Source organism: Stenotrophomonas sp. YJH_SMC_105-26, assembly GCF_059368915.1.
In genome coordinates this window covers 358,003-382,771 of sequence record NZ_JCAFSD010000002.1, presented here as the reverse complement: position 1 = coordinate 382,771, position 24,769 = coordinate 358,003, and the positions used below count along the sequence as shown (strand labels likewise).

Genomic DNA, 24,769 nt, shown 5'->3' with positions numbered 1-24,769 from the left:
AATGTGTGGGCCATGCGAAAAAGGGGACGGAGGGGATTAAGTCGTTCTTGGCACAGGCGCATGACCAGCCAGATACGACTTAATCCCCTCCGTCCCCTTTTTCTGTCCGCCAGCCCGGGGGCTGGCGGTGGTGTGGACGGCTGCGGGTGCGGCTTAGAAGCTGCGCGGGCCGCGCGGCTTGAAGCCGTCACGACGCGGCGGGCGACTGTCGCGGTCACCGCCGCGGTCGCCACCATGGCCGCCCGGGCCGCCACGACGCGGGCCACCCGGACCGCCCGGGCCACGCTTGTCGAAGCGCGGCTTGAACGGGCGCGGGGCCGGGTTGGTGTCTTCACCCGGAGCCAGCGCACGCATCTGCAGCTGCTGGCCGGACACCCAGACCTTCTGCAGGTGCGACAGCACGTCCGGCGGCATCTGTGCCGGCAGGTCCAGCAGCGAGAAGTCGTCGTGGATGTCGATGCGGCCGATGAAGCGGCTTTCCAGGCCGGCTTCGTTGGCAATGGCGCCGACGATGTTGGCCGGCTTCACGCCATGCTGGTGACCGACCGAAATACGGTAGGTCTCCATGCCCTGCTCCGGTGCACCACGCGGCGGAACCTCACGGCGCGGACGCTGTTCAAAACCACCTTCGGCGTCGTCACGGCGTGGGCCACGTTCGAAGCGCGGACCCCGTTCGTTGCGGTCGAAGCGATCACCACGTTCCGGGCGGTCACCACGGTCGAAGCGCTCGCGCGGTGCGCGCTCTTCGCGCGGGGCACGCACCGGCGGCTGCAGCAGGAACGGGGTATCGCCCTGCAGCAGCTTGGCCAGCGCGGCAGCGATCTCGATGGCCGGCACGTTCTGCTCGTTCTCGAAGCGCTCCAGCAGCTGGCGGTAGAAGTCCAGGCCACCGGCGCCGAGGGTTTCGCTGATGCGCGAGGTGAACTTGTTGATGCGGGTGTCGTTGACCGCTTCCACGCTCGGCAGCTGCATCTCTTCGATCGGCTGGCGGGTGGCGCGCTCGATCTGGCGCAGCATGCCCTTCTCGCGCGGGGTGGCGAACAGGATCGCCTCGCCGCTGCGGCCGGCACGACCGGTACGGCCGATGCGGTGCACGTAGCTTTCGGTATCGTACGGGATGTCGTAGTTCAGCACGTGGCTGATGCGCTCCACGTCCAGGCCGCGCGCGGCCACGTCGGTGGCGACCAGAATGTCCAGCTTGCCTTCCTTCAGCATGGCGATGGTCCGCTCACGCTGGGCCTGCTGCATGTCACCGTTGATGGCGGCAGCGGCCAGGCCACGCGCCTGCAGCTTGCTGGCCAGTTCTTCGGTGCCGGCCTTGGTCCGCGCGAAGATGATCATCGCGTCGAACGGCTCGACTTCCAGGATGCGGGTCAGCGCGTCCAGCTTGTGCATGCCGCTCACCCACCAGTAACGCTGGCGGATGTTGGCCGAAGTAGTGGTCTTGGCCGCGATGGTCACTTCCACCGGGTCCTGCAGGTAGGTCTGCGCGATGCGGCGGATCTGCGGCGGCATGGTGGCCGAGAACAGGGCCACCTGGCGCTGCTCCGGCAGCTTCTTCAGCACCGCTTCGACGTCGTCGATGAAGCCCATGCGCAGCATTTCATCGGCTTCGTCCAGCACCAGCGTCTTCAGCTCGGACAGGTCCAGGGTGCTGCGGTCCAGGTGATCGATCACGCGGCCGGGGGTACCGACCACGATATGCACGCCGCGGCGCAGGGCCGACAGCTGCTGGCCGTAGGGCTGGCCGCCGTACACCGGCAGCACGCGGAAGCCGGGGATCTTCGACGAATAGGACTGGAACGCCTCGGCAACCTGGATGGCCAGCTCGCGGGTCGGCGCCAGGATCAGGGCCTGGGGCTTGATCTGCTGCAGGTCGATGTTGGACAGTACCGGCAGTGCAAAGGCAGCGGTCTTGCCGGTACCGGTCTGGGCCTGGCCCAGTACGTCGCGGCCTTCCAGCATCGCCGGGATGGTGGCGGCCTGGATCGGCGACGGGGTTTCGTAGCCGATGGCGGTGACGGCCTGCATCACGGGCTCGGACAGGCCGAGCTGCGCAAACTGCAGCGGCGCTTGGGAATCTTGGGACATGGGGAACTCCGAAGGCACTGCCGTCTTCCTGGCAGTGCGATAAAAAAGGTGATGGTCCGCGCTTTGGGCGCCCTTCTTATCGCGTGCCCTGGCGCTGCTCGGTCGGAGGAGATTTCACTCGCTCAGAGCGGAATGATACCGCATTGATGCTGAACGAGGCATACAGCTTTCCTCACAGATGCCGTCGGGCCCGTGCTGGCGCACAATACGCGCCCTCTTCCCGGCCCGGCCGCTGGCCTGCGCCCTCTTCCCAGGAACCCCGCTCCATGCAGATTCTCGAATTCGACCTCGACGGTGACTACGTCGAACTCAAGCAGCTGCTCAAGCTGGCCGATCTGGTCACCAGTGGCGGCGAGGCCAAGATGGTCATCAGCGAGGGCCAGGTACGGGTCGACGGCGAAGTGGAACTGCGCAAGGCCTGCAAGATCCGCGCAGGCCAGGTGGTCGAATTCGCCGACAGCCAGATCCGGGTGCTGGCTGCAGGCTGATCTGAAGCTGTTCAGGCCACGCGCTGGGTCAGGTGCGAGGCAATCAGCTGCCTGAACGGTGCCACGCCCTGCGCCAGGCGCAGGCCGGCCGCACGCAGCAGGCGCGCCGGGCGACGGTCGTCGGTGTACAGGCTGGCGATCGCATTGGTGGCCTCGTACAGCGGCCGCGACGCCAGCCGATGACCACGCTGGTAACTGGCCAGCATGCCGGCGGCGGCAATGTCGGCACCACGGCGCTGCTGCGCGACGATGCCCTGCGCCAACCGCTGTGCGCTGGCCAGGCCCAGGTTGAAGCCATGCGCGGTGACCGGATGCATGCCCACCGCGGCATCACCGATCAGCGCAGAACGCTCGCCGACGAAGCGATCCGCGTACACACCCACCAGCGGATACGCCTGCGGCGTGGCCACCGGCTGCATCCGGCCCAGGCGGTGTTCGAAGCAGGCACTGATGGCCTCACCGAAGGCTACCTCGTCCATCGCCAGCAGCGCCTCGATCTGCCGCGGCGGCAGCGTGATCACCGCCGATGCCTGGCCCTCGTTGAGCGGCAGCAGCGCCATCGTGCGGCCGTAGCCGAACCACTCCCAGGCGGTGTGGTGATGGTCGCGCTCGACCTGCATGCGGCACACCAGCATCGACTTGCCGAAGTCGCGCATCTGCGCACCGATGCCGAGCATGCGGCGGGTGGCGGAGAAGCGGCTGTCAGCGGCCACCAGCAGCCGCGCATGCAGTTGGCTGCCGTCATCGAGTTTGACCACGTGGCCCTGCGCATCGGCCTGCACGCCCAGCACCTTGCGCCCGTCGAACAGCTCCAGGCCGTCCTGGCCCTGCACGGCATCCCACGCGGCGCGACGGATCAGATGGTTGGGTACCAGCCAGCCCAGCGGCTGGCCGTCGACCTGGCTGCTGGCGAAGGTCAGCGCGAACGGCGAGCCGCCGTTCATCACCCTGGCATCGCGCAGATCAGCAATTTCAGCGTGCGGCAGGCGCTGCCACAGCCCCAGCTGCTCCATGCTCTGCCGCGAGGCATGGGTCAACGCGATCTCACGGCCATCAAAGGCGGCCTCGGCCAGCGCCTGGCGCGGCTGCACTTCGACCAGCCCGACCTGCAGCCCGCTGCCGGCCAGCGCGCGCGCGAAGCACAGACCTGCCGGTCCGGCGCCGACCACCACCACGTCCATCCTGCGCATGCGCGCCTCCTGCCGTTGATCCAGTCCGCGCCAGCATAGCGCCGCGCGCCTGAGCGGCCTTGATCTGGATCAGGCCGACTTACAGAAGTGCGAACACCAGCGCCAGGATCGATAGCAGCGACACCAGCCACACCAGGCTGCGCACGTAGGGCACGCCTGCGGCGTACAGGGGCAGATAGACCACACGCGCCCAGAAGTAGGCCTGCGCCGCCAGTGCAGTGGTGTCGTTGCCGCGACCGGCCACGACCACTGCGATGGCGGCGGCGGCGAAGAACGGGAACGTCTCCAGGAAATTGGCCTGCGCGCGCTGCAGGCGGCCGGCCAGCGGGCTGAGCGGCTTTGCATCGCCATCGCGTGCCGAAGCATTCCACTTCATCCCGCGCTCGCGGGTGACCACCGTGGAGGTGGCGAAGATGTACACGAAGCCCAGCAGTACCGACCAGGCCAGCATCGTCAGTTCAGTTGCCATCATTCACCTCCTCAGGGTGCCGACGCGCGCAGGCTGTAACCGGCCAGGCGCCACACCTGGTCCTCGTCGAAACGGAACGAGACCAGCTCGCGCACCGGCTGTGCGCTGTTGGCGAAACGGGTCGGGAAGCTGACGTTGATGTACAGCCCTTCCGGCACTGCTGCACCGGCGCTGTACTTGACCCGGGTGATGGTCGGCTGGCCACGCCCGGCCAGCGCACCCAGGCGCGTGCGCTCGGCGGCCAACTGGCTGACGAAGGCGGCCTTCGGCACCGCACGACGCGCGACGGCCGAAGCGCCATCCCACAATTCGCCGGCGCGGTTGGCGTCGACCAGTTGCGCTGCCTTCACTGCGGCGGCGCCCATTTCCGCGTCCTGTTTCTGCACCTGCGCCTGTTGAGCAGCGGTCAACGCAGGGGAACCGGCGGTAGCGGGCTTCGCAGCTGCCGGCGAGGCTGGTGCCGGGCGTGCCGGGGCCGGTGCAGGCGTGGCCGGCGCAGGGGCCTGCGCCAACACGGTCAGGGGCAGCAGGGACAGCAGCAGGAACGCGCGCTTCATGGACACCGCCGGTTTTCTGGAGAGAACCGCAGTCTACGCCAGCGCGGTGACTACGCCGTCAGCGTGCCGGAGCGTTGCCCTCCACCGCTGCCGCATCAGCTTGCGCGGCGGGCGCGGCGGTGTTCGCTGGCGGCTGCTCGGCCACCGGCGGCGGCTCCGACGGTGCCGGTGGCAGCGTCGCCACATCGATCTCCGACAGCGGGCTTTCGTCCGGGCATACCGCATCCGGGAAACCGAAGCGCTGCTTCAGGGCCTGGCCGCAGCTGTTGATCGATTCCATGTCGGCGCCGTCGCGCTTGCACTGCTGGTCGAAGGCGATCAGGAACGCGTCCTTGCGCTGCACGAAGTCATCGCCGCAGGCGCGCATCTGCTTGATCCGTTCCAGATCGTCCTGCACCGCGTTGGTGCCATCCAGGCCGTACTGGCGCAGCTCATCCGGCGCCAGCAGGCGCAGGCTGCGATTGGGCACGGTCATCATCAGATCGGCCACGCCCACCGCCACGCCATTGCGCTGCAGGTAATCCTTCACGTTGTCGTAGACTTCGTGCAGCTCGCGGTTGAGCTCGGCGCGCGAGGTGGCCTTGGAGCTGATCCGCATCATGCGGTGGATGCCGACCTTGCCCGACAGCAGGCGGTTGTCACCGGCAGCCAGCACGAACACGCAGGCGCTGTGGCAGATGGAGCCTTCGCGCACCCAGATGGTCCAGCCCGATTCACCGATGCTGTCACCGGCCACGATCGCCGACTCCACCTGGCCACCACTGGAGTCCAGGTCGAGGATGCGCTTGTGGATCTTCAGTTCGTCAGCGACCACCGCCAACCGCCACATCATTTCGGCGAAGCCCGGATTGATCTTGCCGGCGTAACGCACGCGCATCAGCCCACGCTCGGCACACGGCGCCAGGGCCTGGGTGATCTGCTCGCGCTGCAGCCCTTCCAGTTCGGCACCGTCGCCGGCATCGCCCGCATATTCCGTGCTGCAACTGACCCACGCACGCCCATTTTCCAGCTGCGCCTGCGGCCACGGCCGACCCGCCTGGCTGCGCGGTGGTGCCGGTGCCGGTGGCGCGTCGGCGGCATTGATCGAAACCATGTTCTCGCCATCACTGGCCGGCGCCCGCGCTGCCTTGTCGGCAGCGGTCACGTTGCCCGGATTCTCCAGCTGACTGCAGCCCGCCAGGGCCAGGCACAACAGGGGCAACCAGCGGAATTTGGCGGACATCGGGCAACCGGGATTCATGGGACCAAGAGCCACAGTCTACCCGTCCAGGCCGCGCATTCAGCGCGTGGCACTGAACCCCTTCTGACCCTTGGGAAAGCGTGTCGACCAAGGTCGGCACCTACCAACGGCCTCAGGAACCTGTCGAAGGCGTGGTGGGTCCGGTGGCAGGGGTGCGAGCGGCATGGATGCCGCGACCAAGTCCCCAGGGGTGAGGGCGCTTTGCTTGCGAAGCACTGCTTCGCAAGCGCCCGAACGCACAGCCGCCAGCGGCTGGGCCGGTCTGGGGGTTCATGGCGTCCCCTGCCACCGGACCCACCACGCCATCCCACAGGAATCCCGCTTCTGCTGTTGCTGTTGCCGGCCAGCGGCCGGCACTACCGCGGGTCCGGGCGCAGCCCGGCGTGACCCCCTTCAGCATCCATGTCCGAATGTGGCGAGTATCCCCGCCCGCACCCGCCTAGACTGCCGCCATGGACACCGCCCTCGCCCTCGACACCGCCGCCTGCGACCGCGCCCGCCTGGCCCGCGACGCACGTTTCGACGGCGTGTTCTTCACCGCCGTGCGCAGCACCGGCATCTATTGCCGCCCGGTCTGCCCCGCACCGCCCCCGAAGCCGCGCAACATCACCTACTACCCGACCGCCGCTGCTGCCGCCGCCGCCGGCTATCGCCCGTGCCTGCGCTGCCGCCCGGAGCTGGCACCACAGGCCCAGCAGGCACTGGCCGGGCAGACCGTACAGCGCGCCCTGGCCCTGATCCACGGCGGCTTCCTGCAGGAGCAGCCGGTGGCCGATCTTGCTACGAAGCTCGGCCTCAGCGCGCGCCAGCTGCAGCGCCTGTTCGTCGAACGCCTGGGCGCGACGCCCGGGCAGATCCACGCCACCCATCGCCTGCTGCTGGCCAAGCAACTGCTGACCGAGACCACGCTGGCGGTGACCGACGTCGCACTGGCCGCCGGATACAACAGCCTGCGCCGCTTCAATACCGCATTCCTGCAGGGCTGCGGCATGGCCCCCACCGCACTGCGCCGCCAGCATCAACCGCTGGCCGCCGACGATGGCGGCCTGGTGTTGCGCCTGGGCTACCGTCCGCCGCTGGACTTCCCGCGCATGCTGGCGTTCCTGCGCAAGCGCAGCCTGCCCGGCATCGAACTGATTGGCGAGGACAGCTACCAGCGCGTGCTGGGCACGCCGGAGCGCCCCACCCTGCTGCGCGTCACTGCCGACCCGAAGCGCCCGGAGCTGCGCCTGCAGCTGGGTGCGGTGGATCCGCGCCTGATCCCGGACATCGTGCGCCGCGTGCGTCGCGTGTTTGATCTGGATGCCGACCTGCAGCAGGTGCACGCCGCATTGGGCGAGGAACCCTTGCTGGCGCGCGGTATCGCCGAACGCCCCGGGCTGCGCGTGCCCGGCGGCTGGGATGGCTTCGAAGTGGGCGTGCGCGCCGTGCTCGGCCAGCAGGTTACTGTTGCCGCCGCCACCACCTTCGCGCGGCGGCTGGTCGATGCCTATGGCGCGCACCTGCCGGGCATGTCGTCCGACTTTGATCGCCAGTTCCCGGCACCCGAGGTATTGGCCGAGGCGCCTCTGGAATCAATCGGCCTGCCGCGCAGCCGCGCCGCGACCGTGCGTGCACTGGCCACCGCCTGCGCCAGCGGCCAGCTCGACTTCGGGCCCGGCCAGGCGCTGGAAGAGTTTGTTGCCCGCTGCGTGGCACTGCCCGGCATCGGCCCGTGGACCGCGCAGTACATCGCTTTGCGTGGCCTCGGCCAGCCCGATGCCTTCCCGGCCGGCGATCTTGTACTGCAGCAGGTCCTCGGCCACGCGCAGGGCCAGCGCCTGAGCGAACGCGCAACCGAAGCGCGCTCGCAACCGTGGCGTCCCTGGCGCGCCTACGCCGTGCTGCACCTGTGGCACCTGCCCGGCACATTCGTTGGAGAACCGACATGACACTGTTGTTCGATCGTTTCGACAGCCCGATCGGCGTGTTGACCATCGCCGGCGACGAGCGTGGCCTGTCACACGTGCTGTTCCCGGAGAACCGCCACCCCGCGCGCGGGCGTGATGACTGGCATTACGCACCGGATGCCTTGCCGGAAGCACGCGAGCAGCTGCTGCAGTTCCTGCACGGCGAGCGCAACAGCTTCGACCTTGTGCTGGCGCCGCGTGGTACGCCGTTCCAGCTGCGCGTGTGGCAGGCGCTGGCGCTGATTCCGTTCGGCCAGACCTGGAGCTACCTGCAGCTGGCGCAACACCTGGGACAGCCCAGCGCGACCCGCGCGGTGGGCGCGGCCAACGGGCGCAACCCGTTGCCGATCATCCTGCCCTGCCACCGCGTGATCGGCAGCAACGGCGCGCTGACCGGCTTCGGTGGTGGCCTGGAAACCAAGGCCGCGCTGCTGCGGCTGGAACAACGCCAGGCCCCGCTGTTCGCCTGAGAGGGCCGGCCGGGCTGCGCCCGGCACCCGCAAAGGCTAGAGCAACAGCAACAGCGGGCTTCCTGCCGGGAGGCAGGGTGGGTCCGGTTGCAGGGGACGCTGCAAGTACGTCCCTGTAAGCTCGGTCGCGCCATCCATGGCGCTCACGCCCCTGCAACCGGACCCACCCCGCCTTCGACTGATTCCTGCGATCTGTCGGGGTGGTGCACTGCGCAACTGTTGGTAGGTGTCGACCTGGGCCGACACGGTAGATCCACGCGATGCGTGGATGGAGGCACCTGGAATATGTCTGGAGAAAAGCCTCCTTCTTGTTGAAGGGGGCGCGCCGACAGGCGCGGGGATAAGGAAAAATGCGCGGACACGGCACGCGGTAGCGCGTCGTGTCTTGGGCCGGTAATTGCACCGGCTTATCATGCACGGATGACTTCCGTACGCCTGACCTGTTCGCTGGCGCTGCTGCTGCCATTGGCTGCCTGCACCACTGCGCCTGCCCCTACCGCCTCCGTTCCCACGTCCGTCGCATCGGCCGCACCGCCGAAGCTGCTGCTGATCTCCATCGACGGCCTGCGCGCCGATGCGCTGGACCGCGGGCTGACCCCGAACCTGCAGCGGATGATCGACGGCGGCGTGCGCGCCCGCTGGATGACACCGTCCTATCCTTCCCTGACGTTTCCCAACCACTACACCATCGTCACCGGCCTGCGCCCGGACCACCATGGCATCGTCAACAACAGCATGGACGATGAAGCGCTGGGCCGTTTCGAGCTGAGCAACCGCGAGGCCGTCACCACCAGTGCCTGGTGGGGCGGTGAACCGATCTGGGTCGGCGCCGAGAACGCCGGCGTGCGCACCGCCACGACGTCGTGGCCGGGCAGTGAATCGGAAATCCGTGGTGTGCGCCCCAGCCAGTGGCGCATCTACGACGGCAAGGAACCGCTGGAGCAGCGTGCCGGTATCGTGCTCGACTGGCTGGCACAGACCGACGCCGATGCCCCGCGACTGACCACGCTGTACATGGAGCACGTGGACAAGGCCGGGCACAACTACGGCCCCGGGTCGAAGCAGTACGCCGACGCCATCGCACGCGCCGACCTGATCGTCGGCCAGGTGCTCGACGGCCTGCAGCAGCGCGGCCTGGCCGCCACCACCAATGTGATCGTGGTGTCCGACCACGGCATGGCCGGCGTCGCCGACGGCCACGTGATCGCCACCGAATCGATGGCCGACCCGTCCATCGCGCGCAACGTCAGCCAGGGCCAGTCGGTGGGCTTCGCGCCAGTGGCCGGTCGTGAGGCTGAGGCCGAACGCGCCCTGCTCGGCCGCCATGCGCACTACGAGTGCTGGAAGAAGGAGAACCTGCCGGCGCGCTGGCACTACGGCACGCATCCGCGGGTTCCGGCCATCGTCTGTGCGATGGATGAAGGCTGGGACGCGCTGCACCGCGAGAAGATCGCCAAGCGCGCGAAGCAGGACCGTGGCTCGCACGGCTACGACAATGCCCTGCCGTCGATGCGTGCGGTGTTCGTGGCCAGCGGCCCGTCGTTCCGCCAGGGCCTGGTGATCGACGGCTTCGACAATGTCGACGTCTACCCGCTGCTGGCCCACCTGCTGCAGGTGCCGGCCGCGCCGAACGATGGCAATCCGGAAACGCTGAAGCAGACCCTGCGCTGAATTCCCTGTAGAGCGAGCCCATGCTCGGCTGCATTACGCCAGCCGAACATGGGCTCGGCCCTGCAGGAACGCGCATAAAAAAACGCGGCGCCAGGCGCCGCGTTTTCCTTGGACCGGTCGGTCGGCCTGATCAGGCCTTGGCGACGGCCTTCTTCGCCACGGCCTTCTTCGCCGGAGCCTTGGCCACGGTCTTCTTGGCAACCGGGGCGGCGGCGCCTACGGCGACCTTGCTCGCGGTGTGCGAACGGGCGTTGCCGTAGCTGGCGTTGTAGCGCTTGCCCTTGGCGGTCTTGCGGTCACCCTTACCCATGTCTTCAACTCCTCAAGTGTGAAATCTGGTTACCCCGTACTGACACGGGTTCGGCGGGGCCGCCTTGCTGGGCGCCCCCGCGCACGATCGGAAATCCTATCACGGCGTGCCTAGTGCGCGCAGCTTGCGTCGTGCACGTGGCCGTGGTTGAGGCGCAGGTTGACCAGGTGGGCAACGCCCACCAGCAGGCCGCCGATGGTCATCACCACCGCATGCGGCACCGCATTGTGGTGCAGCGGGTCGTACAGCACGCCGGCCCACAGCGCGACCAGGCCGGGGATCAGGAAGCCGAGCGCACGCAGCGCACCGTGGCGGCGATAGCCCCAGACCAGGCTGAACAGCCCGAGCAGGGTCACGAACACCACCAGCGCCTGTTCCACGCCATCGCTCAGCCAGAACGACAGGCCCAGCGACGGCGCCGCCGCCAGCAGCACGGGGATCACCGCGCAATGCACTGCGCACAGCATCGAACCAGTGGCACCGAAACGGTCGAGCAGGTGGCGCAGGCGTGAGGACAGGGACATGACTTCCAGCAGGGTCGGCGAATCGTTATGGAATAATATAACATCCCTCTCCGAACCGCACGGTTTTCCCTCCCCCTGTCCCCTCGACGGGATTCGTGCGCCCTGCGATTGATACATTGTAACAAAGGACCTGCCCATGCCCGCCCACACCCCTCGGCTCAAGCCGCATTCCCTGGCCCTGGCCCTCGCCGCCCTGTTGCCGTCCGTCGCCTTTGCAGCCGGCCAGGACACCTCCCACCGTGACCGCCACCTGACCGAACTCTCCTCGGTACAGGTCACCGCGTCGCCGCTGCAGGGCGATGCCGAATCCCTGGCGCGCCCGGTGGACGTGCTGGCCGGTGAGCGCCTGGACGAGCAGAAGGCCGGCACCCTGGGCGATACCGTGGCCAAGCTGCCGGGCGTACAGAGCACCTTCTTCGGCCCCGGCGTCGGCCGCCCGATCATCCGCGGCCAGGAAGGCCCGCGCGTTGCCGTGCTGTCCAACGGCATGGGCAACATGGACGCCTCCACGGTCAGCGCCGACCATGCCACCAGCATCGAGCCGTTCCTGGCCGACCAGATCGAAGTGCTGAAGGGTCCGGCCACGCTGCTGTTCGGCAGCGGCGCCATCGGTGGTGCGGTCAATGTGGTGGATGGCCGCATCGCGCGCGAACTGCCGGAGCGCCCGCTCAGCGGTCGCGCCGAGCTGCGCGGCAACTCGGTGAACAATGAGCGCAGCGGCATGTTCCGCCTCGATGGTGTCAGCGGCAATGTCGTGCTGCACGTGGATGGCCTGGTGCGCAATGGCGACGACTACCGCATTCCCGGCTACGCGGTGATCGACAGCCTTGAAGACCACCATGACCACGATCACGACCATGATCACGATGCAGCCGAGGGCGAAGAACCGCGCCGCGGCCGCCTGGACAACAGTTCGATCCGCACCCGCGCCGGCGGCGTCGGCGCAACGTGGCTGGGCGACGGTGGTTACTTCGGTGTGTCGGCCAGCACCTATCGCACCAACTACGGCATTCCCAACGGCGCGCACGTGCATGCCGATGGTGATGACCATGGCCATGACCACGGTCACGACCACGGCGATGAAGAGGAAGGCGGCGACGAGCATGACGTGCGCATCGACATGGTGCAGAACCGCTTCGAGACCAAGGCCGGCATCTACAACCCGGTCGCGTTCCTGAAGAACATCAACGCACGCGTGGCTTACACCGACTACGAGCACGTGGAGCTGGAGGCCGGCACGCCGTCGACGCGCTTCACCAACCGTGGTATCGAAGCGCGCCTGGAAGCCGTGCAGCAGCAGATCGGCGGCTGGGACGGCGCGTTCGGCCTGCAGTTCGGCAACAGCGATTTCGGCGCCAAGGGCGAAGAGGCGTTCGTACCGGATACCGGCACCAGGAACATCGGCCTGTTCGTGCTGCAGGAAAAGCAGTTCGGCCCGTTCAAGCTGGAACTGGGTGGCCGCCACGACCAGGTCAAGCTGGACCCGACCGGTGACTACCGTCGCCGCACGTTCGGTGCCACCAACCTGTCTGCCGCCGGTATCTGGAAGCTCAACGATGCCGTTGACCTGCGCATCGGCGTGGACAGCTCAGAGCGTGCACCCACCAACGAAGAGCTGTACGCCGCCGGCGCGCACATCGCCACCCGCTCGCTGGAGATCGGCGACGCCAACCTGAAAACCGAGCGCGGCCAGCGCGTCGAACTGGGCATCCATACCCACAGCGATCGCCTGGACTTCTCCGCGTCGGTCTACCAGACGAAGTTCAAGGACTTCATCTACCTCGCCGACACCGGTGTTACCGAAGGCCTGCCGGTCCGCGCCTGGACCCAGCAGGACGCGGTGTTCCGCGGCGCCGAGGCCGAAGCGCTGGTGCACCTGTTCGAGGGTGGCGCCGGTGACTGGGATCTGCGCCTGTTCGGTGACTATGTGAAGGCCAAGCTGGATGGCAGCGGCAGCCGCAACCTCGACATCGCCGTGCCGCACGGCGACCACAACCACAATTACAACGTGGAGCTGGCCAACACCGGCTACCTGCCGCGTATCGCCCCGGCCCGCGTGGGTGCCGACCTGCGCTGGTCGAAGGACGGCTGGCGCGCCTCGGTCGGTGCGGTGCGTTACAGCCGCCAGAAGGACGTTGCCCAGAACGAAGCCCCGAGCGACGGCTACACGCTGGTCGACGCGCACCTGGCCTACCGCTGGGATCGCAACGCGGGCAACAGCTACGAGGTGTTCCTGGATGGCAGCAACCTGACCAACCGCGAAGTGCGCCCGCATACCTCGCTGCTGCGCGACTACTCGCCGCTGCCAGGCCGTGGTGTCGCATTCGGCATCCGCGCGTTCTTCTGATCGGCTTACGCCGTCGGAACATTAATCTGAGGGGGGCCGAAAGGCCCCCTTTTTTTGTCGTATATGGCATGGATTGGTGAAAGTGGCACCATGCCTCCGCGTAACCATCCGCTGCGCCACTAGACTCAATCAGGCGTCAATTCACTAGACAAACTGAGCGGAAACACCTGCATGGCCATGAGTCTCGATGCCGAACTGGAAGAACGCTTCCTTGCAATCGCCAAGCGCGGGAGAACCGCTTGGCTGGCCGGCGATACTGCGGAGGCAGAGCATCGCTTCCTTGAGAGCTGGGACATGATTCCGGAGCCGAAATCTGCTTATGACTACGGCCAGATTACATCGTATGGAATAGCTGTCTTCTATCGCGATACGGCCCAGTTTGAGAAGGCCAGAAAGTGGGCGATGGTCGCCAGAGACATCTATGGAGAAGGCGAAGCTGCGAGCGTGTCCATGGACGAACTCGCAGCCACCATCCAGTTCGAGTCCGGAGACCTGGATGGGGCCTACACACTATTTGAACCGCACTACCGGAAGTACGGCCGTCGTGTCTTTGAGGGCCATAGGAAGGAGTTCATTGATTTCATCAAGAGCCGGAAGAAGGCCGGATGAGCGGATCAGCCACCGGCTAGCCGCATCCGTTCCGGCTCCAAGCTTTTCCATCCACGCATGGCGTGGATCTACAGCAACTCCAGCGGGGGCCTTCGGGCCCCCGGTTTTCGTTCAGATTCCGACCATCACGTATCCGTCACAAAGATGTGCGTACGACAACAAGCGGACAATCCCGTCACTCAAAGTCTCGCCAATCGGACATTTTTGTCCGAAAATGATTCCATGACCGCTCAACGTGCCGATGCTGCTGCCCGCCGTGCCCTCATCCTCGACGCCGCCGATCATGTCTTCGGCCAACATGGCGTCACCGCCCCGCTGGATCTGGTGGTCGAACGCGCCCAGGTGGGCCGCGCCACCCTGTACCGCAACTTCCCCGACCGCACCGCGCTGATCCAGGCGCTGCTGCAGCGCACGGTCGACCGCATCCGGCGCCAGGTCGAACAGCTCGGTGACCGCGATGACGCCCTGTTCGAGGTGTTCGAGGGCATGGCCCAGCGCATCATCGATTCGCCGGCACTGGCCGATTACTGGCGTGCGGTTGATTCGGACGTGCCGTCCATGCGCGCCGCGCGCGAGACCGTGCGCGACCTGCTGGAGGAACCGATCGCGCGCGCCAAGGCCGCCGGGCTGTGCCGTGACGACCTGGAAAAGACGGATATTTCACTGATCTCGGGCATGCTGGGTGCGGCCCTGCGCGGCAAGACCCGCGACGAGCGCGCCCAGTTGGCCGGGCGTGCCCTGCAGCTGCTGCGTGGGGGTCTCCAGGGAGCTGCCAGCGAGGCCCGTTGATGGTCCAGCCGTATCTCAAGCCGGTTCCGGATTGGGAGGAGCATGAGAAGCCGACCATGCCCGGCTCGGCGTCGATGCCCTGGCACCCGCCGTACCGGCGCGCGGCCTATGCGCTGGTATCGTTGCTGGTGGCGATCACCGGCGGCCTCGGCAATGCGCTGGTCACCGCCAACCTGCCGTTCCTGCAGGGCCAGCTGGCGCTCACTCCGACCCAGGGCAGCTGGCTGGTGGCCGCGTATGCGATGGTGAATGTCACCGCCAACCTGCTGGCCTTCAAGTTCCGCCAGCAGTACGGCATCCGCCTGTTCGCCGAGATCGGCCTGGGCCTGTATGCGGCGCTGGCGGTGCTGCACCTGTTCGTCGGCAGCTTCGAGACCACGATGCTGACCCGAGCCGCCAGCGGCTTCGCGGGTGCGGCCTGTTCGACGCTGGGCACGCTGTACATGCTGCAGGCGCTGCCGCGCCGATTCACCGGCAATCTGCTGGTGGTCGGTGTCGGCCTGTCGCAGCTGGCGGTGCCGATCGCCTGGATCGTTTCACCAGGCCTGGTCGATACCGGCCAATGGCACCAGCTGTACTCCTTCGAAGCCGGCCTGGCCCTGTGCGCGTTCGCGGCAGTGGTGGTGCTGAAGCTGCCGCCGGGCATCCAGGTAAAGGCGTTCGAGCCATTGGACTTCCTCACTTTCGCCCTGCTCGCGCCGGCGGTCGCGCTGCTGGTGATCGTACTGGCGCAGGGCTACACGCGCTGGTGGCTCAACACCCCATGGCTGGGCTGGGCGCTGGTCGCCTCGATCGTGCTGTCCACCACCGCCTTCATCATCGAACACTACCGGCGCAATCCGCTGCTGCAGATCCGCTGGCTGTCGAAGCTGCCGGTGCTGCACTTCATCGTCGGCGCGTTCCTGATCCGCTTCCTGACTACCGAGCAGTCCTACGGCGTGGTCAACCTGATGCGCACGCTGGGCATGGGGCCTGACCAGATGCGGCCGTTGTTCGTAGTGATCCTGGCCGGGGTGATCGTCGGCATCGCCGGCGCCTCGCTCACCTTCGGACCGAAGCGGCTGATCGCGCAGCTGCTGATGGCGATCCTGCTGCTGGGCGCCGCCGCGTTCTTCGACCAGCACCGCACCAGCCTGGACCGGCCGCACGACTTCTACGCCAGCCAGTTCCTGGCCTCGGTCGGTGCCGGCATGTTCATGGGCCCGCTGATCATGCTCGGCATCTCCGCCGCGTTGAAACAGGGCGTCGACCACATGATCACCTTCCTGGTGACGCTGTCGATCACGCAGACCCTGGGTGGCCTGGCAGGTTCGGCGGTGCTGGGGACCTTCCAGCTGCATCGCGAGCAGCTGTATTCCAGCGCGCTGACCAGCCAGCTCGATCCGGCCGATCCGGTGGTCGCGCAACGGCTGCGCATCCAGCAGCAGCTGTACGCTGCGCAAATCACCGACCCGGTGCTGCGCAGTGCGCAGGGCAGCGCGCAGCTGGCGCAGACCACGCGCCGCGAAGCCAACGTGCGTGGCTTCAATGACGTGTTCACGCTGAGCGGCTGGCTGGCGATCGGCTTCCTGTGCTGGTTGCTGCTGCTGTCGCTGCGCACCGCCGTGCTCAAGCAATGGCGCAAGCGCCACCCCGCCCTTTCCACCGCGTCCACGCCGGCCGCGTCCCGTTGAGTCCTCCCATGCCTCCCGTCCCGCCCCGCCCCGACGACACCGACAACGTCACCCCACCGCCGCCGACCGACGCGGCGCCCGCGGCCACGCCGGTAGAACCTGCGGTCGCGCCGAAGTACCTCAAGCCCAGCGCCCGCAGCGTGGTGGTGATGGTGGTAGTGGCCTTGCTGGGCATTGCGCTGATCCTGCGCGCCTGGCACCTGTGGCCGTTCACCAGCAGCGTGATGGTGACCGACAACGCCTATGTACGCGGCCAGATCACGGTGATGGCGCCGCAGGTCAACGGCTATGTGACCGAAGTGCTGGTGAAGGATTTCCAGCATGTGAAGCAGGGCGAGCCGCTGCTGCGCATCGATGACCGCATCTATGCGCAGCGCGTGGCCCAGGCGCAGGCGACGCTGGACAGCGCGCGCGCGGCGCTGGCCAACTCGGACCAGTCACAGGCGCAGAACCGCGCACAGATTGCCTCCGCCCGCGCCACGCTGTCGGCTGGCCAGGCCGAACTGCAGCGTTCGCGCAATGAATTGAAACGCTACGAGGAACTGGCGGCGCAGCAGCTGGTGTCCATCAACGACCGCGACAAGTTCCGCACCACCCAGGCGTCGGCACAGGCCAGCGTGCAGCAGTCGCAGGCGCAGATCCGCATCGCCGAGGAAACGCTGGTGTCGACCCAGGTCGCGCGCAAGAGCCTGGAAGCGCAGGTGGAAAGCGCGCAGGCGCAGCTGGAACTGGCCCGCATCGACCTGGCCAACACGGTGATCCACGCACCACGCGACGGCCAGATCAGCGAAGCCAGCGTACGCGTGGGCCAGTACGTCGCTGCCGGTTCGCAGCTGCTGTTCCTGGTACCTGACACGCTGTGGGTGGTGGCCAACTACAAGGAAGGCCAGACCTGGGGCATGGCGGTCGGCCAACCGGCGACGTTCTCGGTGGACGCGTTCCAGGGCCAGGTGCTGCGGGGCCGCGTGCAGGAGATCGCCCCAGCGACCGGGTCGGAATTCAGCGTGCTGCGCCCGGACAATGCCAGCGGCAACTTCACCAAGGTGGTGCAGCGGCTGCCGGTGCGGATATCGATCAACAGGGATCAGAAGCTGGCAAAGCAGCTGCGGCCCGGCATGTCGGTGATCGTGCGGGTGGATACCCGGTCCAAGCCGATGGACTAGGACGCAGGCCCTGCCGCACCGGTATGAAACGGGGTCAGATCCCTTTGCCAGTGGCAAAGGGATCTGACCCCGTTTCCAAAATGCCGGCCAGCGGCCGGCCCTATCGTTGCGTTAGCCGGCGCAGCGCGCGCAGAGGCCATGCACTTCCAGCGTCTGTGCCTGCGGCTGGAAGCCCAGATCCTTGGCGCGCTTCTCCAGCTGGGTGACGATCTCGCGGTCTTCCAGCTCCACCGCGCTATGGCAGCTGTTGCAGATCAGGAACGGCACCGAATGCGCGGCACTGCTGGGATGGTGGCAGGCCACGAAGGCATTGACCGATTCCAGCTTGTGCACGAAGCCATTGGCCATCAGGAAGTCCAGCGCGCGGTACACGGTGGGCGGGGCATCGGCGCCCACGCCCTTGCCGTTGCGCACCCATTCCAGCAGCTCGTAGGCCTTGACCGGCTTGCCTGCCTCGGCGATCAGCTTCAGCACGTTGGCGCGGATCGGGGTCAGGCGCAGCCCGCGTTCGCGCGAGACACGCTCGACCACCGCCACGAAATCCGATGCGTCGTGGACGTGGTGGTGCGGGGCGGTACAGGCAGTGGCGGTCTTGGCGGGCATGCGTGTTCTCCGGTTCGGGCCTGGCAAGGATGCCTCAGGCCGTTGCTACCTTGGTGATGGCCACATCAATGCGTTTCAAGGCCTGCTCGCGGCCGGCCAGGTAAACGGTATGGGAGATGTCAGGACTGACCTGGGTGCCGGTGATCGCCACGCGCAGCGGCTGGGCGACCTTGCCCATGCCGATCTCCAGCGCTGCGGCCGCGTCGTGCAGGGCGACGCCCACCGACTCGGCGGTCCACTCCGGCAACGCTGCCAGCAGCTCGCGGGCCTTGCCCAGCGCCACCTCGGCACCGGCCTTGAGGTGCTTGGCCACCGCCGCTTCGTCGTACCCGGTCAGCGGCTGGTACCAGACCACGGCCTTCTCGGCCATTTCCTTCAGGGTCTGCACGCGTTCACGCAGGGCGATCACCACATCCTCCGGGGCCGGGCCGGCGGCCACGTCCAGGCCCAGCTTCTGCAGCTGGTAGACCAGGTGCGGCACGATGGCGGCCACGTCCTCGGTCTTCAGGAAGTGCTGGTTGACCCAACCCAGCTTGGCCATGTCCAGGCGCGAGGCCTTGGAATTGCAGTCCTTCACGTCGAACAGGTCGATCAGCTCCTGGCGGCTGAACAGCTCCTGGTCACCGTGCGACCAGCCCAGGCGGGCCAGGTAGCTCAGCAGCGCGTCGGGCAGGTAGCCGGCGTCCTTGTACTGCATCACGTCGGCCGCACCGGTGCGCTTGGACAGCTTGGCGCCCTGCTCGTCCAGGATCATCGGCATGTGGCCGAACTTCGGCACCGGCGCACCAATGCCCTCGTACAGGTTGATCTGGCGCGGGGTGTTGTTGATGTGGTCGTCGCCGCGGATGACCTCGGTGATGCCCATGTCCCAGTCGTCCACCACCACCGCGAAGTTGTAGGTGGGGTAGCCGTCCGGGCGGAAGATGACCATGTCATCCAGCTCGCTGTTGGCGATCTCGATGCGGCCCTTGATCAGGTCGTCGAACACCACCGTACCTTCCAGCGGGTTCTTGAAGCGGATGACGCGGTTCGGGTCGTCCTTGTACGGCAGGCCCAGTTCGCGTGCAGCGCCGTTGTAACGCGGCTTTTCCTGCCTGGCCATGGCGGCCTCGCGCATCGCGTCCAGCTCTTCGCGGGTTTCGTAGGCGTAGTAGGCCTTGCCGTCGGCGATCAGCTGCTCTGCCACTTCCCGGTAGCGGGCGACGCGGTCGGTCTGATAGATCGGGCCTTCGTCATAGTCCAGGCCCAGCCACTCCATCGCCTCCAGGATGGCGTCGATCGCACCCTGGGTGCTGCGTTCACGGTCGGTGTCCTCGATGCGCAGCACGAACTCGCCGCCACGGTGGCGGGCCTCCAGCCAGCAGTACAGCGCGGTGCGGGCACCACCGATGTGCAGGTAGCCGGTGGGACTGGGGGCGAAGCGGGTGCGGCAGGTCATGGACGGCTCGAGGAACGGGAATCCCCCGATTTTACCAGCCCGCCGCCCCCGACGGAAAAAGGGGACGGAGGGGATTAAGTCGCGATTGCCCAGCCCGTGGGCACTGCAACCGGGAAACGGAGGGGAGATGCGACTTAATCCCCTCCGTCCCCATTTACGGTTCCGCCTTGCGCGGGAACGGCTGCTCGCGCATCGCGGCATTGTAGGCGAACGAGGCGACGATGGCTGCGGCCTGCTTCAGGTCTTCCGGTTCGGCGTGGTCCCAGGTGTCCAGGTGGCTGTGGTGGACATTGGTGAAGTAGTCCAGCCGGTCCTGGATGAACTGGAAGCCCGGCAGGCCGATGCGGTCGAAGCTGATGTGGTCGGTGCTGCCGGTGTTGCGGGTCGCCACGGTGGTGGCGCCGACGTCATGGAACGGCGCCAGCCAGGCTTCGAAGATCGGCATCGCCGCCAGGTTTTCCTGGGCGTAGATGCCCCGGAAGCGGCCGGAGCCGTTGTCCATGTTGAAGTAGACCTGGAACTTGCTGTAATCGCGGGTCTTCTGCAGTGCACCGGTCGGCTCGCGCAGCGACGCCGGCAGCGCCTTCTGCGCCGGGTCGGTGGGCTCCGGGAACCGGCCGAAATGCTTGGCCACATAGGCCTGCGAGCCGATCAGGCCCTGCTCCTCGCCGCTCCACAGCGCCACGCGGATGGTGCGCTTGGGCCTGGCGCCGGTGGCCTTGAGGATGCGCATGGCCTCCATCATCACCGCCACGCCTGCGGCGTTGTCGGCCGCGCCGGTGCCGCTGTGCCAGGAATCCAGGTGCGCGCCGATCATCACCACTTCATCAGGCCTGCTGCTGCCGCGGATCTCGGCCAGCGTGTTGTAGCCGGGCTGGTCGGCGTCATCGGTGAAGCGCGCGGCCACATCCACGCGCAGGCGCACGGTCTGCCCGGCCTTCAGCGCGCGCACCAGCGGGTTGAAGTGCTCGCTGATCATCGCCAGCTCGGGGATGCCGACCGGCTCGCCGGCCTTGCGCGAACCACCACCGGCAACGCGGATGATGCCGTTGTCCCAGCTGCTGATGCTGATCGAGGCCAGCGCCCCTTCTTCGACGAAGAACGCATTGACCCTGGTCGCCAGCTGCTGGCGTTCCTGGTACTCCTTGACCCGCTTGGCGCGCTCGGCGGTGGCGTCCTGGTCCTTCGGCAGGGTGAACGCCTGCAGGCCTTCCAGCGAGGTCGCGTCATGCCGATGGGAATCCGGCTCGGTGCCGCGCTTGTACTCGCGCGCCTCGCCCAGCAGCAGGATCTTGCCGCGCAGCTTGCCGCGGTACTTTTCGATGTCTTCGGGCTTCTTGATCTCGACCTGCACCAGCTCGCCTTCAACCGGCCCCTTGGTGCCCGGCGTCCAGGCCTTGGGCAGTGCATGCAGCGGCTGCACACGGTCACCCAGCATTTCCACGCTGGCCGAGGTGAACTCCCAGCCACGGCCAAAGTCATCGAACGCTTCGTCGTGGACGTTGTCCAGCTTCCATTCGTTGAACTTGCCGCGGGTCCACGCGTTGGCGCGGCCCATCGCCGGCGAGTTGGTCAGCCGCGGGCCGATGCGTTCGGTGAGATAGCTGAAGGTGTCCATCACCTGCGAACGGTGGAAGGCCTCCTGGCGGATGCGGCTGACCATGTCCAGGTCCACCGTCTCGCGCTGCTGCGCCGCTGCATTGCCACCCATCGCCAGCGCTACGGCCAGCACGCCCCACTTCAACACATCGCACCCCTGCCTTCCGGCCTGCTCATCAACCCATCGAGTCTAGCCAGCAGCGGCGCCGCGATACCCTCCCATCGGTCATGGGCGGCGCGGAAGCGTGCGAACCAGGGTTCGCCCCCACAGAAGAGTGGTTGGGTCGCATCTGCCAAACCACCTCACCCACTCCACCCCAGCCACAGCTGCGCCCGCTCCGGCAGCAGCAGCAACCAGTGCCGCCGGTCGATGCTGCTGCAGCCATACACCGCCGCATGCGCGGGCCAGTCATCGGGCAGGCCACCAATGCCGATTTCCGCGAGTGCTTCCGCCCCGGCCTTCCATGGCCGGTAGCGCGGCACCCTCCCCGCCAGCGCACCGCGTCCCTGCCGCGCGCCCTGCAACCAGGCCAGGCCCTTGCCCTGCAATCCCTCGCAGGTCACCGCGGCCAGCTGGAAGCGGACCAGACCGGGGGCGATCCGTGCCCCCGGCAGGGCCGCCAGCACGCCATGTGCCTGCAGCAGTGCATCCACTTCCAGCAGGGCCGGAATGCCCTGCCGCGCCCGTTGCCGCAATCCCTGGCGCCAGCTCATGGCGTGCTCCTTACTTCAGGTCCGCGCCAAGCGCGTACCAGTCGACCCGGCGGGTCACCCACATCGCCAGCGCCAGGATCACGAACAGCAGCAGCGATCCCATCAGCAGTGCGTTGTTCTCCGACACCAGCAGGCCATACAGCGCGCCGTACAGCACGGTCAGCAGCGCAGCGAAGCCAAGGCCGCGCTTCCAGTGGCCCAGCACGTTGGCCAGGTACACCGCCTGCAGGCCGATGCAGGCCACGGCCGAGACCAGGTAGGCCTTCCAGAACGCGATGTGCTCGGACAGGCTGATCAGCAGCAGGAAGAAGATCGCCAGCGCCAGGCCGACCATCAGGTACTGCAGCGGATGGATGCGCAGCGACTTGATCAGTTCGAACAGGATGAAGCCGACGAAGGTCAGCACCACGAACAGCACGCCGTACTTCGAGGCACGGTCGGCCTGGGTGTAGGTATCGACCGGATCGACCAGCGACACCGTCACGGCCTGCGAATCGATCGTCCCCTCGCTGCGCAGCTGGCGCTGTGCATCGGAGGCCAGCGAGGACACCGCCCAGCGTGCTTCGAAGCCCTGTGCATCGACACGCCGTTCGTTGGGCAGGAAGGCGCCGCTGAACGACGGATGCGGCCAGCTCGACCGCAGCGCGATCCGGGTGTCATCGCCCACCGGCACCACCGACAGCATGCGGCTGCCATCCAGGCGCAGCTCCAGTTCAACGGTGCTGGCGGCCAGCGCGCCGCCCTGATCCGCGGCGAAACCGCTCACCGGCGCATGCAGGCCACGTCCGATTTCGCTGGCCACGCCTACGCCGGGCAGCAACCGCAGCTGCTTGCCGTCCACCCGCAGGTTCGGCGTGCCCACCAGGCCGCGCACATCGGAAACCCCCAGCGCCACATAGGGCTGGCCATAGGTGCGGCCGTTCTTCACCGGATAGTCGTCTTCGGCGAAAGTCGCCTTCAACTGGCCATTCCAGCTGTACACCGGCACCTTGAACAGGCCGACCTCGCGCTGGCTCGGCAGCATCTCGCCGCCCACCTCCAGCGACGCCGGCATCTGCAGCCAGTGGCCCTCGGTCACCTGGATCTCGGTCTTCTTGACGCCCAGCGGGTCAACCAGTTCAACCTGCTTGCGTTCCACCCACGGCACCACCCGTACCGGGCCCACCAGCTGCTGCGTGCCGGCACGGCTGTCGGCCACCCGGGCAAAGGCCTCGTCGCGGTACTGGCTGCGCTCGGTGATGACCCCGCGGATCATCATCAGCGGCACCAGCAACAACAGGATCAGCCCGCCGACAATGGCGAACCTCAGCAGCATCTTCAGGGATTTCATGGTCCATCCTCGTTGGAGAGGGCTGCAGGATGGACCGCTGCGGTGAGCAGGGTTTGTGGCGAAGTTGAAGCGAGTGTGAAGTCAGCGGCGCGGACGCTGGCCCGGCACTGACAACGGCAGCCACAGGCTGGCCACGGTGCCACCGCCGTCGCGCGCGTCGAGGCTGGCGCGACCATCGTGCAGGCGCGCGACCTCCTGCACGAACGGCAGGCCCAGGCCGGAACTGCGCCGGCCGCTGCCCGGGCGGGCAAGCGAATAGAAGCGTTCGAACACCCGTTCGCGCGCGTAGTCGGGAATGCCGGTACCGCGATCCGCCACCTGCAGGCGCACGCCCTGCCCGTCCACCTCGGCCTGCAGTGCGATGTCCGCGCGCCGGGCGGTGAGAAGGCAATGGCGTTGTCGATCAGGTTGTGCAACGCCTGCCGCAGCAGATAGGCATCGCCCTGCACGCGCAGGTCGGGCGCGCTGCCGATGCTGACCTGCACGCCGGCCGCCTGCGCACGCACCTGCGCCGCCGCTGCCGCATCGGCCAGCAACGTTGGCAGCGCGATCGGATCGCGGGTCTGCAGCCAGCCGTGCTGTTCCACTTCGGCCAGCGCCAGCAGCTTGTCGATGGTCTCGGTCAGCCGCTCCTGCTGGTCGACGATGCTGCGCGCGAAATGCACGCGGTCGGCCTCGGGCAGCGGCTCCTGCAGCAGCTCGGCGGCACCGCGGATCGCCGCCAGCGGGCTCTTCATTTCATGCGTCAGTGACTGCACGTACTGTTCGACATAGGCCTTGCCCTCCAGCTTGCGGCGCATGGTTTCCAGCGCCTGGCCCAGGTCGCCGATCTCGTCGCGGCGGCGCCGTGGCGGTGGCACCGGTTCGCCGGCGCTGACCGCGCGTGCATAGCGGCTGAGCTGGCCGAGGCCGGTGGTGAGCCACATCGTCACCAGCACGCCGACCAGCGCCGACAGCCCGATCAACCAGGCGCCGCGCTCGATGATGGCGCGCTGGCTGGCGGCGATGAACGGATCGATGCTGCGGTTGGGCTGGGCCAGGCTGAGCACGCCGATCAGGGTGCGCCCATCGGCCGGGTCGTATACCGGCGCCGCCACGTGCATCACGGTATCGCCTTCTTCGCCTGGTATTTCCGGGCTGGAGCGGGCGCCGTACTCGCCACGCAGGGTGCGGTAGACATCGTTCCAGCGCGAATTGTCACGCCCGAGGTCGCGGCCCAGCGAGTCGTAGATGACGATGCCCCTGGCATCGGTGATGGTCACCCGGTAATCCAGCGATCGCTTGGGAAAACGCCAGACCATCGCCTTCAGGTCGCGCTGCCGCGCCTTGGCCAGGTTGCGGGTGAAGCTGCCGCTGCGGATGGTGCCTTCCTTGACGTCGGCGGCGGCCATCTCGGCCAGCACGTTGGCCGCATCGACCAGGGTCGATTCCATCGCCTGGCGCACACCGGGCTTCACCTCGTTGACGAATACGCGCATCACGAAGAACGCGGCGATGCCGGTGATCAGGAAGAAGCCGAGGAACAGCTTCAGTACCAGGCGCATC

General features: G+C 67.4%; 21 protein-coding genes and 1 pseudogene. 9 read left to right on the top strand and 13 right to left on the bottom strand.

Annotated elements, in window-relative coordinates; translation table 11 throughout:
* Positions 1 to 153: 153 nt before the first annotated feature.
* Entirely contained in the window at positions 154 to 2,091 is a 1,938-nt protein-coding gene (locus tag AC5P7F_RS08690) for a DEAD/DEAH box helicase (RefSeq protein WP_046429684.1), read from the bottom strand.
* Positions 2,092 to 2,357: 266 nt separating this feature from the next.
* On the opposite strand from AC5P7F_RS08690, the gene AC5P7F_RS08685 reads away from it, so the two are divergent.
* Positions 2,358 to 2,579 (top strand): RNA-binding S4 domain-containing protein, encoded by a 222-nt coding sequence (locus tag AC5P7F_RS08685; RefSeq protein WP_014036469.1) that lies wholly within the window; start codon positions 2,358 to 2,360, stop codon positions 2,577 to 2,579.
* An 11-nt stretch (positions 2,580 to 2,590) separates the two neighbouring features.
* Here AC5P7F_RS08685 and ubiM read toward each other — a convergent pair whose 3' ends face one another.
* From ubiM to AC5P7F_RS08665, 4 genes are all read right to left on the bottom strand, one after another.
* A complete protein-coding gene (ubiM, locus tag AC5P7F_RS08680) occupies positions 2,591 to 3,769 on the bottom strand; it encodes a 5-demethoxyubiquinol-8 5-hydroxylase UbiM (protein ID WP_049407006.1) in 1,179 nt (392 codons plus the stop codon).
* Between the two features lie 79 nt (positions 3,770 to 3,848).
* Complete coding sequence (locus AC5P7F_RS08675) at positions 3,849 to 4,238, bottom strand: MAPEG family protein (RefSeq protein ID WP_046429692.1); 390 nt, start codon at positions 4,236 to 4,238, stop codon at positions 3,849 to 3,851.
* 11 nt (positions 4,239 to 4,249) lie between these two features.
* Positions 4,250 to 4,795, bottom strand: coding sequence for a DUF4019 domain-containing protein (locus tag AC5P7F_RS08670; protein WP_069117380.1), 546 nt, complete (start codon positions 4,793 to 4,795; stop codon positions 4,250 to 4,252).
* Positions 4,796 to 4,853: 58 nt separating this feature from the next.
* Positions 4,854 to 6,017 carry a hypothetical protein gene (locus AC5P7F_RS08665; protein ID WP_164076972.1) on the bottom strand — a complete coding sequence of 388 codons (1,164 nt, stop codon included), beginning with the start codon at positions 6,015 to 6,017 and terminating at the stop codon, positions 4,854 to 4,856.
* Between the two features lie 470 nt (positions 6,018 to 6,487).
* Here AC5P7F_RS08665 and AC5P7F_RS08660 point away from each other — a divergent pair, with 470 nt between their 5' ends.
* The 3 genes from AC5P7F_RS08660 (at position 6,488) to AC5P7F_RS08650 (ending at position 10,125) form a co-directional block, all read left to right on the top strand.
* Positions 6,488 to 7,966 carry an AlkA N-terminal domain-containing protein gene (locus tag AC5P7F_RS08660; RefSeq protein WP_164077982.1) on the top strand — a complete coding sequence of 493 codons (1,479 nt, stop codon included), beginning with the start codon at positions 6,488 to 6,490 and terminating at the stop codon, positions 7,964 to 7,966.
* Entirely contained in the window at positions 7,963 to 8,454 is a 492-nt protein-coding gene (locus tag AC5P7F_RS08655) for a methylated-DNA--[protein]-cysteine S-methyltransferase (protein WP_005408696.1), read from the top strand. The genes AC5P7F_RS08660 and AC5P7F_RS08655 overlap by 4 nt, the downstream gene beginning before the upstream one ends.
* Before the next feature lie 420 nt (positions 8,455 to 8,874).
* The gene (locus AC5P7F_RS08650) at positions 8,875 to 10,125 is read left to right on the top strand and encodes an alkaline phosphatase family protein (RefSeq protein WP_164077981.1); all 1,251 of its coding nucleotides are present in this window, start codon (positions 8,875 to 8,877) and stop codon (positions 10,123 to 10,125) included.
* A gap of 130 nt (positions 10,126 to 10,255) precedes the next feature.
* On the opposite strand, the gene AC5P7F_RS08645 is transcribed toward AC5P7F_RS08650, so the two are convergent.
* Positions 10,256 to 10,435: a 30S ribosomal protein THX gene (locus AC5P7F_RS08645; protein WP_004150462.1), complete on the bottom strand. Its 180-nt coding sequence runs from the start codon at positions 10,433 to 10,435 to the stop codon at positions 10,256 to 10,258.
* Between the two features lie 110 nt (positions 10,436 to 10,545).
* Complete coding sequence (locus AC5P7F_RS08640; RefSeq protein ID WP_008264835.1) at positions 10,546 to 10,959, bottom strand: MerC domain-containing protein; 414 nt, start codon at positions 10,957 to 10,959, stop codon at positions 10,546 to 10,548.
* A gap of 136 nt (positions 10,960 to 11,095) precedes the next feature.
* Here AC5P7F_RS08640 and AC5P7F_RS08635 point away from each other — a divergent pair, with 136 nt between their 5' ends.
* From AC5P7F_RS08635 to AC5P7F_RS08615, 5 genes are all read left to right on the top strand, one after another.
* Positions 11,096 to 13,306: a TonB-dependent receptor domain-containing protein gene (locus AC5P7F_RS08635; RefSeq protein ID WP_164077980.1), complete on the top strand. Its 2,211-nt coding sequence runs from the start codon at positions 11,096 to 11,098 to the stop codon at positions 13,304 to 13,306.
* Positions 13,307 to 13,477: 171 nt separating this feature from the next.
* Positions 13,478 to 13,915, top strand: a complete 438-nt coding sequence (locus AC5P7F_RS08630; protein WP_164077979.1) for a hypothetical protein — start codon at positions 13,478 to 13,480, stop codon at positions 13,913 to 13,915.
* 222 nt (positions 13,916 to 14,137) lie between these two features.
* Positions 14,138 to 14,704, top strand: coding sequence for a TetR/AcrR family transcriptional regulator (locus tag AC5P7F_RS08625; RefSeq protein WP_014646454.1), 567 nt, complete (start codon positions 14,138 to 14,140; stop codon positions 14,702 to 14,704).
* Positions 14,704 to 16,377: an MFS transporter gene (locus AC5P7F_RS08620; protein ID WP_032956775.1), complete on the top strand. Its 1,674-nt coding sequence runs from the start codon at positions 14,704 to 14,706 to the stop codon at positions 16,375 to 16,377. Before AC5P7F_RS08625 ends, AC5P7F_RS08620 begins: the two co-directional genes overlap by 1 nt.
* Before the next feature lie 8 nt (positions 16,378 to 16,385).
* Entirely contained in the window at positions 16,386 to 17,540 is a 1,155-nt protein-coding gene (locus AC5P7F_RS08615) for an HlyD family secretion protein (RefSeq protein ID WP_014646452.1), read from the top strand.
* 111 nt (positions 17,541 to 17,651) lie between these two features.
* Here AC5P7F_RS08615 and AC5P7F_RS08610 read toward each other — a convergent pair whose 3' ends face one another.
* From AC5P7F_RS08610 to creC, 6 genes and pseudogenes are all read right to left on the bottom strand, one after another.
* Positions 17,652 to 18,143: a transcriptional repressor gene (locus AC5P7F_RS08610; RefSeq protein ID WP_164077454.1), complete on the bottom strand. Its 492-nt coding sequence runs from the start codon at positions 18,141 to 18,143 to the stop codon at positions 17,652 to 17,654.
* A 34-nt stretch (positions 18,144 to 18,177) separates the two neighbouring features.
* The gene (gene gltX / locus AC5P7F_RS08605; RefSeq protein ID WP_014646451.1) at positions 18,178 to 19,581 is read right to left on the bottom strand and encodes a glutamate--tRNA ligase; all 1,404 of its coding nucleotides are present in this window, start codon (positions 19,579 to 19,581) and stop codon (positions 18,178 to 18,180) included.
* A gap of 154 nt (positions 19,582 to 19,735) precedes the next feature.
* Positions 19,736 to 21,328, bottom strand: coding sequence for a M20/M25/M40 family metallo-hydrolase (locus tag AC5P7F_RS08600; RefSeq protein WP_164077455.1), 1,593 nt, complete (start codon positions 21,326 to 21,328; stop codon positions 19,736 to 19,738).
* A 155-nt stretch (positions 21,329 to 21,483) separates the two neighbouring features.
* Positions 21,484 to 21,894: a hypothetical protein gene (locus AC5P7F_RS08595; protein ID WP_164077456.1), complete on the bottom strand. Its 411-nt coding sequence runs from the start codon at positions 21,892 to 21,894 to the stop codon at positions 21,484 to 21,486.
* Between the two features lie 10 nt (positions 21,895 to 21,904).
* The gene (gene creD, locus AC5P7F_RS08590) at positions 21,905 to 23,224 is read right to left on the bottom strand and encodes a cell envelope integrity protein CreD (protein WP_049441519.1); all 1,320 of its coding nucleotides are present in this window, start codon (positions 23,222 to 23,224) and stop codon (positions 21,905 to 21,907) included.
* Positions 23,225 to 23,305: 81 nt separating this feature from the next.
* Positions 23,306 to 24,768: pseudogene (creC, locus tag AC5P7F_RS08585) on the bottom strand (two-component system sensor histidine kinase CreC).
* Position 24,769: the final 1 nt, after the last annotated feature.